The sequence below is a fragment of the Streptomyces sp. NBC_01197 genome (genome assembly GCF_036010505.1).
In the GTDB taxonomy this organism is placed as follows: domain Bacteria; phylum Actinomycetota; class Actinomycetes; order Streptomycetales; family Streptomycetaceae; genus Streptomyces.
Map to the genome: position 1 here is coordinate 1,019,371 of NZ_CP108569.1, position 17,116 is coordinate 1,036,486.

13 protein-coding genes are annotated in these 17,116 nt (G+C 70.7%); 4 read left to right on the forward strand and 9 right to left on the reverse strand.

Translation table 11 applies throughout. The features are described 5' to 3' along the window. Nucleotides 1–67 precede the first annotated feature (67 nt). Nucleotides 68–1,549 carry a Na+/H+ antiporter NhaC gene (nhaC, locus tag OG452_RS04550; protein WP_327294313.1) on the forward strand — a complete coding sequence of 494 codons (1,482 nt, stop codon included), beginning with the start codon at nucleotides 68–70 and terminating at the stop codon, nucleotides 1,547–1,549. 89 nt (nucleotides 1,550–1,638) lie between these two features. On the opposite strand, the gene OG452_RS04555 is transcribed toward nhaC, so the two are convergent. Next, entirely contained in the window at nucleotides 1,639–2,502 is an 864-nt protein-coding gene (locus OG452_RS04555; protein ID WP_327294314.1) for an SGNH/GDSL hydrolase family protein, read from the reverse strand. A gap of 470 nt (nucleotides 2,503–2,972) precedes the next feature. Between OG452_RS04555 and OG452_RS04560 the strand changes: the two genes are divergently transcribed. Continuing rightward, complete coding sequence (locus OG452_RS04560; protein ID WP_327294315.1) at nucleotides 2,973–3,965, forward strand: MASE1 domain-containing protein; 993 nt, start codon at nucleotides 2,973–2,975, stop codon at nucleotides 3,963–3,965. 57 nt (nucleotides 3,966–4,022) lie between these two features. On the opposite strand, the gene OG452_RS04565 is transcribed toward OG452_RS04560, so the two are convergent. The 4 genes from OG452_RS04565 to OG452_RS04580 all read right to left on the reverse strand — a co-directional run bounded on the left by OG452_RS04565 (nucleotide 4,023) and on the right by OG452_RS04580 (nucleotide 10,568). After that, nucleotides 4,023–4,745: a class I SAM-dependent methyltransferase gene (locus OG452_RS04565; RefSeq protein ID WP_327294316.1), complete on the reverse strand. Its 723-nt coding sequence runs from the start codon at nucleotides 4,743–4,745 to the stop codon at nucleotides 4,023–4,025. A 112-nt stretch (nucleotides 4,746–4,857) separates the two neighbouring features. Beyond that, nucleotides 4,858–7,299, reverse strand: coding sequence for a SpoIIE family protein phosphatase (locus tag OG452_RS04570; protein ID WP_327294317.1), 2,442 nt, complete (start codon nucleotides 7,297–7,299; stop codon nucleotides 4,858–4,860). Between the two features lie 220 nt (nucleotides 7,300–7,519). Then, nucleotides 7,520–9,925 (reverse strand): MFS transporter, encoded by a 2,406-nt coding sequence (locus OG452_RS04575; protein ID WP_327294318.1) that lies wholly within the window; start codon nucleotides 9,923–9,925, stop codon nucleotides 7,520–7,522. Between the two features lie 187 nt (nucleotides 9,926–10,112). Beyond that, a complete protein-coding gene (locus tag OG452_RS04580; protein ID WP_327294319.1) occupies nucleotides 10,113–10,568 on the reverse strand; it encodes an SRPBCC family protein in 456 nt (151 codons plus the stop codon). 146 nt (nucleotides 10,569–10,714) lie between these two features. Between OG452_RS04580 and OG452_RS04585 the strand changes: the two genes are divergently transcribed. After that, a complete protein-coding gene (locus OG452_RS04585; RefSeq protein WP_327294320.1) occupies nucleotides 10,715–11,770 on the forward strand; it encodes an Rv2578c family radical SAM protein in 1,056 nt (351 codons plus the stop codon). 86 nt (nucleotides 11,771–11,856) lie between these two features. Here the strand turns inward: OG452_RS04585 and OG452_RS04590 are convergent, their stop codons facing one another. The 4 genes from OG452_RS04590 to OG452_RS04605 form a co-directional block, all read right to left on the reverse strand. Then, nucleotides 11,857–12,456 (reverse strand): HEAT repeat domain-containing protein, encoded by a 600-nt coding sequence (locus OG452_RS04590; protein ID WP_327294321.1) that lies wholly within the window; start codon nucleotides 12,454–12,456, stop codon nucleotides 11,857–11,859. Between the two features lie 108 nt (nucleotides 12,457–12,564). After that, nucleotides 12,565–13,263 carry a gamma-glutamyl-gamma-aminobutyrate hydrolase family protein gene (locus tag OG452_RS04595; protein WP_327294322.1) on the reverse strand — a complete coding sequence of 233 codons (699 nt, stop codon included), beginning with the start codon at nucleotides 13,261–13,263 and terminating at the stop codon, nucleotides 12,565–12,567. 71 nt (nucleotides 13,264–13,334) lie between these two features. Beyond that, nucleotides 13,335–14,813 (reverse strand): ethanolamine permease, encoded by a 1,479-nt coding sequence (eat, locus tag OG452_RS04600; RefSeq protein ID WP_327294323.1) that lies wholly within the window; start codon nucleotides 14,811–14,813, stop codon nucleotides 13,335–13,337. Between the two features lie 128 nt (nucleotides 14,814–14,941). Next, nucleotides 14,942–15,673, reverse strand: a complete 732-nt coding sequence (locus tag OG452_RS04605) for a FadR/GntR family transcriptional regulator (protein WP_327294324.1) — start codon at nucleotides 15,671–15,673, stop codon at nucleotides 14,942–14,944. Between the two features lie 74 nt (nucleotides 15,674–15,747). Here OG452_RS04605 and OG452_RS04610 point away from each other — a divergent pair, with 74 nt between their 5' ends. Beyond that, nucleotides 15,748–17,115, forward strand: a complete 1,368-nt coding sequence (locus OG452_RS04610; protein ID WP_327294325.1) for a glutamine synthetase family protein — start codon at nucleotides 15,748–15,750, stop codon at nucleotides 17,113–17,115. Nucleotide 17,116 lies beyond the last annotated feature (1 nt).

Sequence of the window (17,116 nt, forward strand, 5' to 3'; positions counted from 1 at the left end):
GAGGCACCCCCCTCCCCCGTCACCCCGCCGAACCGTCCGGCCCCGCCGGGCCACTGGAGTACCCAAAATGACCGAACCCTCTGACGCGGCGGCGCCCTCGCGCGAGCGCCGCACCCCCGGACTGCTCGTCGCCGCACTGCCCGTGGTGCTGATGCTGACCCTCATGATCGTGGGCACTCTCCGGTTCGACCTCGACCCCGTGGTCCTCCTCGTCGCGGCCTGCGCCGTCACCGGCGTCATCGCCCGGTGGCTCGGCGTCACCTGGGACGAGATGCTCGCCGGCATACGGTCGAAGATCGACGCCGCGATGCCGGCGCTGCTGATCCTGATCTCCATCGGCATGCTCATCGGCACCTGGACGCTGAGCGGGACGATCCCCATGATCGTCGACTGGGGCCTGAAGGCCATCCATCCCTCGTGGATCGTGGTGCTGGCGTTCCTGATCACGATGGTCGTATCGACCGTGACCGGCACCTCCTGGGGCTCCGTCGGCACCGTCGGCGTCGCGCTGATCGGCGTGGCCGGCGGACTCGGTGTGTCCCTGCCCATGACGGCGGGCGCCATCATCTCGGGCGCCTACTTCGGCGACAAGATGTCCCCGATGTCGGACACCACCAACCTGGCTCCCGCCGTGGCCGGTTCGACCCTCTTCGAGCACATCCGGCACCTCCTCTGGACGACCGGCCCGGCAGCGGTGCTCTCCTGCGTCCTGTACCTCTTCCTTGGCCGCACCCAGCACGCCGACGGTCATGCCGCCCAGCGCACGGTGGCGCTGCGAACCGTGCTGGAGCAGGGGTTCCACTTCAACCCGCTGCTTCTGCTGCCGCCCGCGGCGGTGCTGGTGGGCGCGATCATGAAGAAGCCGCCCCTGCCGACGATCCTCGTCTCCTCAGCGGTCGCGGGAATCCTGGGCGCTGTCTTCCAGGGCTTCTCCCTCCAGCAGATAGGCGCCTCCGTCTCCACCGGCTTCACGACGTCGATGCTGAGCGGCCACGGCGGCGTCGACCCCCAGCACCTGTCCGCGGCGGCGGGCACACTCCTCAATCGCGGTGGCATGGCGTCGATGGCGTCGACCATGCTCATCGGACTCGCCGGCTTCGCCTTCGCGGGCATCCTGACCGAGACCGGCTGCCTGGACGTCCTGATGCACCGGCTGCTCGCCAAGGTCCGCAGGACGGGCGGAATCATCCTCGCCACCTCGCTGACCTCGGTGGGCGCCGCGCTCACGATGGGGGTCTCGTACCTGACGATCATCGTGCCGGGCCAGGCGTTCCGCGAGATCTACCCCGAGCGCGGCCTCGGGCCGAAGAACCTGTCGCGCACCCTGGAGGACTCCGGAACGGTCTTCGTGCCACTGGTGCCGTGGACCGAGGCAGCCACCTATATGTCCACGACTCTGGGCGTCGCGACCATGGCGTACGCGCCCTACGCGTTCCTCAACTACTTCGGCGTGATCATCGCACTGATCTGCGGCTACACCGGCCTCGGCATCGCCCGTCAGGAACCGGTGCGCAAGGCCGCCGATGGACCGGTGCCGGCCGCCGTCTGAGGGCCGGCCCGGCGGCCGGGGACCGCAGGCGCCGGCCGGAAGGCGTTCCGGCCGGCGCCCTCACGGCTGCCGGTCCAACGGCGCTCGCGTCAGCCGAGCTCGAGGGCGCTCATCGTCTGGTCGGCCATGTGCTGCTCCCCGAGGGCGTTGGGGTGGACGGGTACGAGGTTCCGCCCGAACAGGAGCGGCTCGATCCACCGGGTGCCGACGGCCTTGCACGCGTCGTGCCCCTCGGACGTCTGGGAGAAGTCCACGTAGACGGCACCCGTCTCCTGGGCCGCACGCTTGATCGCGGCGTTCAGGTGGGCCTGGATGCCGCGCAGATAGGGCACGTCGCCGGAGGCGATCGGGAGCTTCGCGAAGCAGGACGGGTCGGCGGTCGCTGGCGTGATCCACGGGTAACCCAGCGCGGCCACCCGGGCGTTGGGCGACTTGGCACGGATGTTCCGCAGTGACTTCACGAGCGCGGGATAGGTGTTCGCGTCGATCTGATCCTCGAATGAGGTGCCGTTCTTGTCCTTGCAGGGGCTGCCCTTGCCGCCGCTGAGGACACCCGCGGTGCCGCAGGCCGTCAGGGCGTTGATGAACGTGTTGTTGTCGTTGCCGCCCATCGTGAACGTCACCAGGTCGGTGCCGGCGTTCAGCGCGTCCGTCTGGGGCGCCACTCCGGGGTACTGGGATTCAGTGAAGTCCTTGGTCTGAGCGCCGCCGCAGGTCACATCCTTGAGATGGGCGCCCGTCGTGGCGGCGATGTCGTGGGGGTAGTTCGCGGTGGAGCGCAGGCACAGCAGGTTGCTGGTGTCGATAGGCAGAATGCCCGAGCCGGCGCTGTAGCTGTCGCCGAGGGCGACGTAGTCCAGAGGCGACGTGGCGTGTGCGGTGGCGCCGGTGAAACCGGCGGTCAGCGCACCCGCCAGAGCTGACGCGACCATGACATGGCGAAGCTTGGGCATGTGCTCTCTCTTCTCACGAGGGGCGGAGGCGCAGCCGCAACGGACGCGGCCGACCTTCACGAGAAAAATCGGCTTGATCAAAAAGCAGGCGACAGCACCGCCGGCGCGCGCACGCCTTTGGCCATGGAGTACCGAATACGGGATTACCGCTGGGTACTACCGATAGGTAATGTGGCCCAACGGTGCTCAGGGGTCAACTGTGTTGACAGGGGTTTCTTTCGCTCCACGGCTCAAGGACGACATAGCCGAGACACGCAGCCACCGTGCAGGACAGGCCGCGCGGCAGGCGCCGGAGTGCGAACTCCCGGGCCACTCCGACGCGCCGGTCGCATCCCGCAAGGACGACCAGAGGTCTACGCCGGTGGAAGCCCCGGTTGGTCTGGATCGGCTAACTTCCGGGATTTCGCACATCCCCGGCCCTCCACGGGGAATACCGGATCAAATCGACTCTTCTCCCCCGGGGCGCACTGATGGCGACTGCTCTGTTCGCGCCGGACACCCGGCGCCCGACGGTGCTCGTCGCGCAAATGGTGCTGGTGGCGGCTGCCTACTACGGATCGGCGCGCCTCGGCCTCCTCAGGGAGGTACTCGTCGACGGCGCCGTGGTCACACCGCTCTGGCTGCCCACCGGTGTCGCGCTGAGCGCCCTTCTCTACATGGGGCTGCGCGTCTGGCCCGGTATCGCCGTCGGTGCCCTGCTCTCCATCGCCACGGTCGGCAACACCATCACCGAGCCCGGTGTCACCATCTCGGCAGGCAACACCCTGGCTCCCGTCTGCGCGTTCCTGCTGCTGCGCAGGGTGGGCTTCCGCCCGGAGCTCGACCGGCTGCGGGACGGCGTGACCCTGGTGTTCCTGGGCGCCATGGCAGCGATGCTGGTCAGCGCCACCATCGGCTGCGGGACGCTGGCGGCGACCGGCCGACTCCCTCTCCGGGACTTCTGGCCGGTCTGGGCGGCGTGGTGGATCGGTGACGCGATGGGAGTGCTCGTGGTCACCCCGGTGCTGCTCGTGCTGCGCAAGGCCAGGCTCCCCCGCGCCACCGACAGATGGCTGGAGGCGAGCGCGCTGGCCATCGCCGCGGTCGTGGTCACCTTGCTGGCCACGCGGAACACGCTCCCCCTCCTCTTCCTCGTCTTTCCGCTGCTCATCTGGGCAGCGCTCCGGTTCCAGCTGCCGGGCAGCGCGCCCTGTGCCTGTCTGGTCTCGGTGTTCGCCGTGCTGGCTGCGACCGAGTACAGCGGCCCCTTCCGCCATCGGAGCCTCGCCGAGGCGACGGCCAATGTCGCCGTGTTCAACGGCTCGGTGGCGCTGACCGCCCTGCTGCTGGCCGCGATCGTCACCGAGCAGAAGAACATCCGCAGCAAGATCGAGCTGGCCTGTCTTGAACTGGCCGACCTGGTCGAGCAGCTCGCCCCCGGGCAGGTGGACATCTTGCCGCCCACCGGCGACGAGCCCGGCTGACCCCCCGGGGCAGGTGGGACGACCGGGCCCGGGGTGGGTCAGCGGGGTCGAATGGCCTCAGGAAGCCGCAGCGAGCACGAACCAGCGCGCCGGCAGGTCGATCCGGGTCCCGTCGGCCATGTGCTCGGTCTGGGCCAGCGCCGTGTCACCGCTCGCCAGTACCGTCAGCCCCGCGCCGACGAGCAGCTCGGGCACCTCCTCCTCGGAGGCGTCGGCCGGCTTGAGACCGTGTTCGATGACCCTGCGCAGCTTCACCGGCGGCCCGCCGGGACCTTCCGTCGCCTTCTGGAGCACCTCCTTCGACTCGGGTGTCAGCTCCACTACGAATGCCCGCCCCCGCTCGCCGAGCAGCGCCGCGACGGCCGCGGCGACGGCCGGGCGCGCGTCGGGTTCGCTCTGGTGGATGACCGCGCGCATATAGACGTTGGTGTCCCCGATCCGCCGGCTCAGCGCCCGGACCGAGTCCGTGTCGACCAGGTCGAGCTGCGCGAACTCGGCCACACCCGCGGTGTCGGCCCGGCGCGCGTGCCCGATCGCGGCGTGCGAGAGATCCACGCCCAGCGCGCGGGCGAAGACGGTGGACAGATAGCGGGTCTGGGTGCCGTTCCCGCAGCCGAGATCCACGATCGGCAGTGCGGGATCGGCGTACGGCAGCAGCAGCTCGCTGTGCGGTACGGAGGTGAGCGACGGGTCCGAGTCCCAGATCGCCTCGCCAGGCGTGTCCGATGTGGCCGACCAGAACCCTTCCCACGACTCCCGGTACTGCGGCGACACGTCCATACGTACTCCCAAGTCCATTGCGCCCTCGGTGCTCTTGCTGGAGAACGACTACCGTTCCGGGGCACGTGCGGGCAAGAGCACGGACGGACTCAGTCGCCTGCGGTCGCAGTTCTCACCTGGTGTCCGCGGTGCGCGCCACCCGGGTCAGCGCCTGTTCGAACCAGACGGTCTTGCCGTGCGCGGTGGCACTGGTGCCCCACTCACGGGCGAGAGCGCTCACCACCAGCAGCCCCCGGCCGGACTCGTCGTCCCCTGACGCGCTGAGCAGCGCGGCCGGCGCCGGTTCGTCGTCGCTGACCTCGCAGAGCAGGGCGGCCGTCCTGACCAGCCGCAGCCCCACCTCATGGGTTCGGCCGTGCCTGACGGCGTTGGTGACGAGTTCACTGACCATCAGCTCGGCAGGCTCCACCGCGTCCGGCAGTCCCCAGGCGAGCAGTTGCCCGCGGACCAGCCGCCGGGCCCGCGCCACTTCGCGGGGATCGAGGGCGAGCCGCCACTCCGCGACGTCGTCGGCGGGGATCCCGTTCACCCTCGCCATCAGCAGGGCCACGTCGTCCTTGCGGCCGCCGCTCGGATTCAGCGCGCGGATGATCGTGTCGCAGGCGTCGTCCATGGAGGCGGCGGGGTGCGCGGCGGAAGCGCAGAGCGCGGCGAGGCCGGCCCCGATGTCCTGGCCGCGCACCTCGACCAGACCGTCGGTGCAGAGGACCAGCCGGTCGCCGGGGCTCACCCGTACGGTCGCGGTCTCGAAGGCGACACCACCGACGCCGATGGGCGCGCCCGTCGGCAGATCGAGCAGTTCGGCCCGGCCGTCGGCGGCGCGGACCAGGACCGGCGGGATGTGTCCGGCGTTGGCGATCTGGAGTTCGGAACGGATCGGGTCGTAGACGGCGTACAGACAGGTCGCCAGATACTGCTCGCCGAGCCGCTGCGCCAGGTCGTCGAGGTTGCGCAGCAGCTGGGCTGGTGGCATCTCCATGGTGGCCATGGTCAGGACGGCGGTGCGCAACTGGCCCATCATCGCGGCCGAGTTGAGCCCGTGCCCCATGACGTCACCGACGACGAGCGCGGTCCGGGAGCCGGGCAGCTTCACCGAGTCGAACCAGTCGCCACCCACCCTTCCGAGCCGGGCCCCCGGCAGATAGCGGGTGGCGATGTCACAGCCGGCCATCCGCGGTTCGACCGTGGGCAGCATGCTGTCCTGGAGCGTCTCGGCGACGTTCTCCTGGTAGGTGTACATACGGGCGTTGTCGAGGACGAGTCCGGCACGGGCGGCGAGTTCGGCGCCGGTGGTGCGGTCCATGTCGTCGAAGGGCTCACGGCCCGGCCGGCGCATCAGCACCATGAACCCGAGCACCACGTCGCGGGCCTTCAACGGCACGATCAGCAGCGACCTGTGGGTGATCAGAGGCCGCAGATCGCGCTTCTCGAACTCACCGGAGATCCGGTTGCTCAGCTCCTCGTCCACGTGCCGGATCAGCACGGGCTCGCCGGTGACCATGCACTGGAAGAACGGCGTGTGCTCGGGGAACGCGATGGCCTCGCCCACCGGCACGGTGTCGTCCCAGCGGCCCGGTTCGTCGTTGTGCTCGACCCACACCCGGTGCCAGACGGTGGTGACGTCGGGCGGGCCGTCGGGGAAGCCTTCGCCCGCGAGCACCGCGGCGCGCAGATGGGTGCCCGCGAAGTCGGTGAAGCGGGGGACTGCGGCGCTGGTCACCTCGCGGATGGTGCGTTCCAGATCGAGGGAGGTGCCGATCCGTCCGCTGGCCTCGTTGAGGAACTCCAGCCGCTCGCGGACGGCGGCGTACTCCAGGTCGAGTTCGGGGCGGGGCGCCGTACGGGCCGGACGGGTGCCGTCGCCGGTGCCCCGGGGCTCATGGCCGGAAAGGCCGCGCGGGGTATGCCGCGGCACACCCCAGTCCGGGGTGACGGGGACCTGGTCGTGGCGGCTGAACTCCAGTACGGGATAGCCCAGTTCGAGGACCTGGGCAACGATCCCGGTCGCCTCCTGGACACTCATGTTCGGCAGGATCTCGGGGAGCCGTCCAGCCAGCTCCCGGTAGCCGGGGAAGTCGGTGTGGAGGGCGAATCCGGGGGCTACGGTCCCGGGGGTGTCGTCCTCGTCTCCGTCCGCCGGCTGCGCGGCGTCGGCCGCGAGGACGAGCAGCCGCTCCGGGCCCGGACCGACCAGCGGGTACGCCCACCAGAGCACATCGATACGACCGCGCAGCGGCTCGTCGAGCCGGGCCCGGCCGGCTGACGGGTAGGCGATGATCCCGCTGATCGAGCTGTCGAGTTCGGGACCGAGGTCGGCGTACGTCCCGTCCGGGCCGCGCTCTCCCTCCTGGCGCAACGCCCCGGAGACCGGCAGGAGTTCGACAGCGGCGCAGCCGACCGCCTCCTCGCGCGGCACGCCGAAGAGCCGGCGGGCGCCCGTCGACCAGTGCGAGACCAGCCCTTCGGTATCGACGACCACCACGGCGAGCGGCACACGGCCCGCCGCGGCGTCGCGCGGCGGCTCCGGCCTCTGCGGCGGTACACCAACGTCCATGGCTGGAAGGCTCCTTCCCGGCCGCAAGGCTCTGCGGTACGTGGGTCCACCGTACGGCCCCGCGTCCGCCGCCCGGGGGCCATCGGCGGAATCGGCCCCGACGGGTGGTGCGCCCGGCGCACGCACGGACCCGGCGCACCCCGCCAGGGGCCGGCCCTCACAGGCCCGTTCTCACAGGCCCGTTCTCACAGGCCGGCCCCCGGGGACCGGTCCTCCTGGGTCAGTCCTCGTGCCCGAGCTGGAGATCGCGCTCGGTGCGCCCGCCGCCCGCGACCTGGAGCACCGTCGCCACCGGCGGGTAACCGGCCGCGATCACCGTGTACTCGCCGGACGACAGATCCACGAACCGGAAGGCGCCGTCGGGGCCCGTGGTGAGGGTGTCCACCACGTTTCCCGCCGCGTCGAGCAGCGTCACCCGCGCGTCCTCGACCGGCCGGCCGCCGCCGGCCCGCACGGTGCCGCGCAGCACGGCGCCGCCGGCGAGTTCGACGTCCTGCCGGGTCTCGCGCGCTGCCTGCACGCTCACCGGCATCGCGGCCGGGCGGAACGCGGGGGCGCTGCCGGCGAGCGTGTACTCACCGGCCACCAACTCGTTGATGACGTAGCCGCCTTCCCGCCCGCTGCGGGTGGAAGCGACCACCTCGCCGCGTACGTCGGTGAGCGTCACGGCCGCGTCGCGCACCGGCGTGCCGTCCGCGGTGACCACGGTCCCGGCCAGCCGTCCGGCGCCGCCGAGCACCACGTCGAGATCGACGGGGCGCTCGCCGACCGTGACGCTGACGGCCTGCGGCTGGTGGCCGCCCGCCGCCGCGATGAGGACGTACGAGCCGGATCCGGGCACGCTCAGCGCGTACCGGCCGTCCTCGCCGCTGGCACCGCGCCCGATCTGGCGTCCGGTGATGTCGATGAGGGTGAGGGCCGCGCGGGGCACCGTTGATCCGTCGTAGTGCTGGACGGTCCCGCAGACGGGGACACCCGGGACGTACGGGGCTTCCGGGGTGCGGGCCGCGGGCACCGCGGCATCCGGTGCGGCTGTGGGGGCGTTGTGGGACACCAGCGGTTTCTCCTTGAGGAAGAAGGCGATGAACAGGCCGAGCACGAGCACCGGCACCAGGTAGAGGAAGATCCGGGGCATGGCGTCGGCGTACGCCCGGATGTAGCCGTCCCGCACGGCGGGCGGCAGCGAGCGGACCAGCTGCGGGGTGATCGACTCGGGGTCGGGGAGGTGCGCGCCGGACGGGATGCGGACCTTGAGGGCGTCGGTGAGGCGGCCGGCGAAGAGCGCGCCGAAGACGGCCGCGCCGACGCTGCCGCCGATCTGCCGGAAGTAGTTGTTGGCACTGGTGGCGGTGCCGAGGTCGCGGGGTGGCACGGAGTTCTGCACGGCCAGCACCAGGATCGACATGATCAGCCCGATGCCGATGCCGAGTACGGCCATCCAGATGCTGTACGTGAGCTGGGGGGTGTCGGTCTCCAGACGCGAGAGCAGCCACATCCCGACGGCCGAGATCGCGCTGCCGAGCACCGGGTAGATCTTGTACCGCCCGGTGCGGCTGGTCAGTTGCCCGGAAACGATGGAGGCGATGACGACGCCGCCCATCATCGGCAGCATGAAGAGGCCGGACTCGGTGGCACTGGCGCCGTCGACCATCTGGAGAAAGGTCGGCAGATAGCTGGCGGCGCCGAAGAGCGCGACGCCGACGACGGCCCCGACGAGCGCCGTCACGTTGAAGATCGAGTCGCGGAACAGCCGCAGCGGGATGACCGGTTCGGGCGCGCGGTGCTCGACGGCCAGGAAGAGGAGGGTCGCCACGGCGCATCCGGCGGCCAGCCCGACGATGGTGTGCGAGCCCCAGGCGTACTCGTTGCCGCCCCACGTCGTCAGCAGCACCAGACAGGTCGAAGCCACGGCCAGGAGCAGCGCGCCGAGAATGTCCAGGCGGGGCCTGGCAGTTGGCTTGGGCAGCTTCAGCACGACCGCGATGACGGCCAGGGTGACCAGGCCGAACGGCACGTTGATGTAGAAGCACCAGCGCCAGGACGCGTGGTCGGTGAAGAAGCCGCCGATGAGCGGTCCTGCGACGGACGCGAGCCCGAAGACCGCACCGATCAGCCCCATGAAACGGCCGCGTTGGCGCGGCGGCACGATGTCGCCGATGATCGCCTGCACGCCGATCATGAGGCCGCCGCCCCCGATGCCCTGGACGGCCCGGAAGGCGATCAGTTCGTTCATCGTCCGGGACCATCCGGCCAGGGCGGAGCCGATCACGAAGACGACGATCGCGAACATGAAGATGCTCTTGCGGCCGAAGAGGTCGCCGAGCTTTCCGTAGACCGGCAGGCCGATCGTGGAGGCGAGGAGATACGCCGTGACGGCCCAGGACATCTTGTCCAGGCCGTGCAGTTCACCGACGATCTTCGGCAGCGCTGTCGCCACGATCATCTGGTCGAGGGCCGCGAGCAGCAGCGTGAGCATCAGCCCGAAGAAGACCATCCGCACCCGGCCGGGGCTGAGTTCGGGCTGCTGCCCCGGCGCGGGGGGTGGCGGGGGCGGGACGGCCGCCGCTTCCGTCAGGACATCGGTCTGCCCGTCCGGACCGTCCTTCACCAGAGTGATGCCACCCACGTACCGCTCCCCTCGTCGCGCCTGCGCCGCCCTTTTCTCGCATTCGGCGACAAGGGGGTGCAAGCGCGACGATTGGCGCGCGAGGCGCACGCCGGGGGCTTCAGGGCCGGTGAGAGCCCCTACGGCGCACAACGGGGCGGTACGGAAAACCACTCGAACCGGTGAGCTTCATTTCCGCCCGAAGGGGTTATGCGGCTGACTGCTTGCCCACTTCGGCGTCGAGCTTCGCGAGCATCTCGTCGTAGATGCGGCCGAGCCCCTTGGGGGCGAAGGTCTTCTCGAAGAATCCGCCGATGCCGCCGGCGCCGTTCCACACGGTGGAGACGACGGCCTTCGACTTGCCCTCGCCGGCGGGAGTGACCGTCCAGGTGGTCACCATGGAGGAGTTGCGGTCCGTCTCGACGAGCCGGCCGTCGGTCGGCTCGGTCACGTCGAGCAGGCAGTCCCGGATGCGCTTGCTGGTGGCCTGGAGCTTCCAGTGGACGAGCGTGCCGTCGCCGTCGCCGCCCTCCCGGACCTCGTACTCGCTGAAGTGCCCGGGCAGGAGCTTCTCGCGGGTACCGCTGTAGTCGGCGAGTGCGTCGAACACCGCCTCGGCGTCCGCGTTGATGATCCGCTCCGTGGTGGCCTCTACCTGCGCCATACCAGTTCCTCCAGCTGTCGTTCTTCAGTCGGTGTGATGAACCGCGTGCTGAGCCAACCACCTCGGGTGCGGGCACGGAAATCCGGGTTGCACGAAGCGTGGGAACAGGTGTTCTATTCAGGAGTACGTGCTATCGAGGAGGCGCCATGCGCTGGGACCAGCTGACCCGGAACGCCGGGAACGACACCACAGCGGGGGACGGCGGGACCGGCGGGAACGCCGCGCTGTTCGGAGCGGACTCCGTGACGACCCGTACCTTCGACACCCCGGAATTCCGCGGGATCACCTTCCACGAAGTACGGGCCCGCTCGATCGTGAACCGGGTGCCCGGCGCCTCCCGGATGCCGTTCGAATGGACGGTCAACCCCTACCGGGGCTGCAGTCACGCCTGTGTGTACTGCTTCGCCCGCAAGACTCACAGCTATCTGGACCTCGACACCGGTCTCGGCTTCGACTCACAGATCGTCGTGAAGACCAACGCGCCGGAGCTGCTGCGCGGCAAGCTCGCCTCCCGGCAGTGGCAGGGCGCGCACATCGCGATGGGCACCAATGTCGACTGCTACCAGCGGGCGGAGGGGCGGTACGGACTGATGCCGGGCATCATCTCGGCCCTGCGCGACTACGCGAACCCGTTCAGCATCCTGACCAAGGGCACCCTGATCCTGCGCGATCTGGAGCTGCTCCAGCAGGCCGCACGGGTCACCGACGTCGGCGTCTCCGTCTCGGTCGGCTTCGTGGACGAGGAGCTGTGGCGCACGGTGGAACCGGGTACCCCCTCACCGCTGCGCCGGCTCGGTGCCGTACGCACTCTGACCGACGCCGGGATCGGCTGCGGGGTGCTGATGGCTCCGGTGATCCCGTTCCTCGGCGATCACCCTGACCAGCTGCGTGCCACGGTCCGCGCCGTCGCGGCCTCCGGGGCGACCTCGGTGACCCCGCTCGTCCTGCATCTGCGGCCCGGGGCGCGCGAGTGGTTCATGTCCTGGCTCGGTGAGCGCCATCCGCAACTGGTCAGGCGCTACGAGCGGTTGTACGCGGAGGGGGCGTACGCCCCCAAGTGGTACCAGCGCCGGATCACCCGCCAGGTGCACGAGCTGGCCGCCGAGTACGGCATCGGCCCCGCCCAACGCGGTGTGCCGCGCCGGATCCCGGCACCGCCCGAGACCTCACCGGCGGTACCCACCCAGCTGACGCTGATCTGAACGGGCCTTGCCGGGCACGGCTACAGGCCTTGCCCGAGCGGGAACAGCCTTGCCCGGACCGGAGCGGACTTACCGGACCGGGACACCTATCCGAGCAGCCCCAGCGCCCGGGACGCCGCGGCGTGCAGCGCCGGGCGGGCCAGGGCCGCTTCGAGCACCGGAAGCGCGCGCGGGTCGCCGAGCAGCCCCAGCCCCTCGACGCAGCCGAGCGCGACCCTCGGATGGGGGCCGTCGGGTGCCAGCAGCGGCGCCAGCGTGCGGATCAGCGCCGGAGCGGACTCGGGGGCCCGCAGCTCCGTGAGCAGCCGCACCGGCTGGAGCGCGTAGGCCGTGCGCAGCGGGTTGGTCGCGAGGGCCGCCGCGGCGCGTGCGGTGCGCGGGTCGCCGAGGCGTGCGAGCGCGTACGCCGCCAGGACGCAGCGCTCCGGGTCGCGGTGGTTGAGCAGCAGCACCAGGGCCTCGAAGGCCCGGCGGTCCCCGGCGCAGCCCAGCCGCAACGCCGCCAGCTCCCGGGCCCACAGCGGCTGCCCCGTCTCGGTCAGGACCCCGGCCAGCTCCTCCGGGTCCGCGCTGGCGGCCAGCCGTTCGTACGCCGCGGATCCCCCGGCCTCACCGCGCAACCGGTCCATGAACGACCGCAGTTCCTCGTCCGTGCCGGAGTCGTCCGTGCCGGAAACCTCGTCCATGCCGGAAGCGTAGTGCCGCGGCCACGATCATGTGGGGCGGACGGCTTCCGCGGCTGAAACGGGCAGGGCGGCCGACGGCCAATGAACGCCGGTCCACCTGGCCGCTCCTCACCGCCCGGCTGACCGGTCGCGGGCAGCCGCCACCAGCGCGGCCACCACCCGTGTGTCGTCCCCGGCCTCCGGATGCCACTGCACGGCCAGTGTGAAAGCACGTGCGCCGGGCAGTTCCAGCGCCTCGACGGTGCCGTCCTCCGCGTACGCCGAACCGAGCAGCCCGCGGCCGAGCCGGTCCACCGCCTGATGGTGGTAGGTCGGCACGGACACCGGCTCGGGCAGCGTTCCGCCCAGGAGCGTCCCGGGGACGGGCTTGATGACATGCCGGCCGAAGACGCCGGGCGCGCCCGCGTGTCCTTCGAGGTGCTGGACGAGGGTGCCGCCCAGCGCCACGTTCAGCAGCTGCAGCCCCCGGCAGATACCGAGCAGCGGTACGCCGCGCTCCAGCGCGGCCTCGATCAGGGCCAGTTCCCAGGCGTCCCGGTCCAGGGCCGGCGGCCCGGTCCTGGGGTGCGCGGCCGCGCCGTAGCGGGCGGGCTCGACGTCCGCCCCGCCGGCGATCACCAGCCCGTCCAGGCGGGCCACGGCGGACGCGGCGGCCGACGGGCCGTCCGGCGGCAGCAGCGCCGCGAGCCCGCCCGCGCGCTGCACCAGCCGGTGGTAGCCGGCGGGCAGCACCGCCGCGCGCAGCGACCACACCCCCCACCGGGCCTCTTCCAGATACGTGCTGATGCCGATCAGCGGCTGGGTCATCGGCTCCTCCGTGCGTACAAGTGGCGGGTGTTCGGGTCGGCCCGGAGTGCGGGGTCCGGGCCGAGGGCGGGTCAGTCGCGTTCGAGTTCGGCCTCGGCCGCCGCCAGCGCCGCGAACTCCTCCTCTGGCGCCGCGGCCACCAAGTGGTGGCGGGAGTAGCAGGCGAAGTAGGCCAGCGCCACGCCGTAGACGCCCAGCGCGATGAAGGCCGCCTCCTTGTCGACCAGGAACGTCGCGACCAGCGCCGAGCAGGCCAGCACGAAGGCGACGGACGAGGTCAGCATCCCGCCGGGGGTGCGGTACGGGCGGTGCAGGCCGGGTTCGCGGCGGCGCAGCACGATGTGCGAGAGCGACATCAGCGCGTACGAGATGGTGGCGCCGAAGACCGCGACGTTCAGCATCCGGGCGCCGTCGCCGGTGGCCGCGGCGAGCGCGAAGCCGAGCGCGCCGGGGATCAGCAGGCCGAGGTAGGGCGCCTTGCGGCGGCTGGTGAGGGAGAGGAATCGGGGCAGGTACCCGGCCCGGGAGAGCGCGAAGAGCTGCCGCGAGCCGGCGAAGATGAGGGAGAAGAACGAGGCGACCAGGCCCGCGAGACCGGCGTAGTTGACGATCCGGCTGACCACGGTCGGCTCATCGTGCGGCTGCAGCGCGTGGACCAGGGGATCGCCCACCGACTGGATCGCGGCGGAGCCGCGGGCACCGGTCGCCGCGGTGAAGGTGACCAGGGCGAGCAGCAGCAGGATGCCCATCGCGGCGGCCATCGCCTTCGGCAGGACGCGGGCCGGGTCCCGCGTCTCCTCGGCGGCCAGCGGTACGCCCTCGACACCGAGGAAGAACCACATGCCGAACGGGAAGGCCGCCCAGATGCCCAGAACACCGAACGGCAGCCAGGAGTTGGCCCCGAGGGCGCCGCCGTGCACCGGGATGTCGTTGAGCGTGTCCACATGGAAGTCGGTGAGCGCGGCCAGTGCGAACACGACGATCGCGGCGACGGCTATCGCGGTGACGACCAGGCTGAATCGCAGTGCCTCGCCGACGCCCCACAGATGGATGCCGATGAAGATCACGAAGCAGGCGAGATAGACCGGCCAGCCGGAGTGCAGGCCGAACAGGCCGAGTGCTTCGACATAGTCACCGAGGAAGATGGCGATCGCGGCGGGCGCCAGCACGTATTCGATCAGGATCGCGGTCCCGGTCAGAAAGCCGCCCCAGGTGCCCAGCGCGCGCCGGGCGAAGCCGTAGCCGCCGCCCGCGGTCGGCAGGATCGAGGACAGCTCCGCCAGCGCGAAGACCAGGCAGGTGTACATCAGGCCCATCAGGACGGCGGCGATGGCCAGGCCGCCGAAGCCGCCGTGCGCCAGACCGTTGTTCCACCCCGAGAAGTCTCCCGAAACGACGTAGGCGACGCCCAGACCGGTCAGCAGCAGGGGCCCGGCGCTGCCGCGGCGCAGCGCCCGCCGCTCCAGATAGGCGTCCTCGGGCGATGCGCTGGCGCCCGGTGAGGAAACGGTCGGTGGTGCGGTCCGTGCGGTTTCCTCGCTGTCGGCCATGAGCCGCTCCTGCCTCGCCGATGGGGATCCGGAGTAAAGGTTCAGCGGCATACCTTTGCCGCCCGTACCGCTCCGGCGCAAGACCTGTGCGCAAGACTGCACGCGCAAGATCTTCGCCCAACGGGCCGTCAGGGCGCCGGGGCCGTCAGGAATCCCCGCAGGAGGGCGGCGGTCCCGCAGCAGTGCTCGCGCATCACCTCGCGCGCGCCGTCCGCGTCGCCTTCCAGTACCGCCTCGACCAGCGCACTGTGCTGGGTCTGCGAATGCTCAAGATTCCGCACCAGGAGCGGAATGCAGTCCAGCAGATCGTTCACACCCGACCGCACCGCCGCGTACTGGGCCGCCAGCGACGCCGAACCGGACAGCTCCGCGAGCGTCAGATGCAGCATCGTGTCGCGCCTGCGGTAGTCCGTCAGCGGCGCGTCATGGGTCGCCGCCAGCGCGGAGCGCAACCGGTCGCTCTCCGCGCCGGTCAGCCCGTGCGTCGCACACAGCCCGGCCGCGCCGACCTCCAGCACCTCCCGGAACCGCAGCGTGTCCTCGACATCGATGTTGCCGATCCGGCGACGCAGTTCGGCCTCACCGGGATTCTCCGTACGCACCCGTACGAACGTGCCGCCGTACCGCCCGCGTCTGGCCTCCACCAGGCCCTGGTCCTGCAGGACCTTCAGCACCTCGCGCAGCGTCACCCGGCTGATCCGCAGCCGCTCGGCCAACTCCCTTTCCGATGGCAGCCGTTCACCCTGGGAGACCAGGCCGAGCCTGACTATCTGGAGTATCTGCTCCAGCGCCTCCTCGAAACCGTTGCCCGCCCGCACCGGCCGCAGCACGGGCGCGAGCCGGTCCAACGCACCGTCCATCACCAACACCTTCCCAATCAATGGTTCACCCGCATACCTTATGACCTCCGGATGCAGTGACAGGAGGCAGAACCGTGGCTGACCGCACGCCCCCACTCTCGGTCGAGGAGCTCAGAGTCCTCGTTGAAGCCGGAGAGATCGACACTGTCGTCCTCGCCTTCACGGATATGCAAGGCAGGCTCCAGGGCAAGCGGTTCGCCGCCCGCTACTTCCTCGACACCGTCCTCGAACACGGCACGGAGGGCTGCAACTACCTCCTCGCCGTGGACGTGGACCTGAACACCGTCGGGGGCTACGAAATGTCCTCCTGGGAACGCGGTTACGGCGATTTCGCCATGCACGGCGACGCCGCCACCCTGCGCCGCACCCCCTGGAACCCGGGCACCGCACTGATCACCGCCGACCTGGCCTGGCACGACCGCTCACCGGTCGTCGCCTCCCCCCGGCAGATCCTGCGCCGCCAGCTCGACCGGCTCGCCGAGCGAGGCTGGAGCGCGTACGCCGGCACCGAGTTGGAATTCATGCTCTTCAAGGACACCTACGAAGACGGCTGGTCACGCGGCTACCGTCAGATGAATCCGGCCAACCAGTACAACTCCGACTACTCGGTGCTCGGCACCGGCCGCGTCGAACCACTGCTGCGCCGCATCCGCAACGAAATGGGCGGGGCCGGTATGACGGTCGAGTCGGCCAAGGGCGAGTGCAACCTCGGCCAGCACGAGATCGTGTTCGTCTACGACGAGGCGCTCACCACGTGCGACCAGCACAGCATCTACAAGACCGGCGCCAAGGAGATCGCGGCGCAGGAGGGCATGTCGCTCACCTTCATGGCGAAGTACGACGAGCGGGAGGGCAACTCCTGCCATATCCACCTCTCGTTGCAGGACGCGGACGGCCGGCCCGTACTGGCCGATGACAACGGCCCGTACGGCATGTCGGGGGTCATGCGGCACTTCCTCGCGGGCCAGGCCGCCGCCATGCGGGACTTCACCCTCTTCTACGCCCCGAACATCAACTCCTACAAGCGCTTCCGCGACGGCTCCTTCGCGCCCACCGCCGTCACCTGGGGCCCGGACAACCGGACCTGCGCACTGCGGGTGATCGGCCACGGCCGCTCGCACCGCCTGGAGAACCGCCTGCCCGGCGGCGATGTGAACCCCTACCTGGCGGTCGCCGCGATGGTCGCAGCCGGCCTGTACGGCGTGGAGAACGAGCTGGAACTCCCCGAGGCGTGTACCGGCAACGCCTACAACAGCGACGCCGCGCATGTGCCCACCACGCTCCGCGAGGCCGCCGAGCGCTGGGAGAACAGCCCCATCGCCCGGGCAGCCTTCGGCGACGAGGTCGTCGACCACTACCGCCACATGGCCCGCGTCGAACAGGACGCCTACGACACGGCCGTCACCGACTGGGAACGCTTCCGCTCCTTCGAGCGCATGTGAG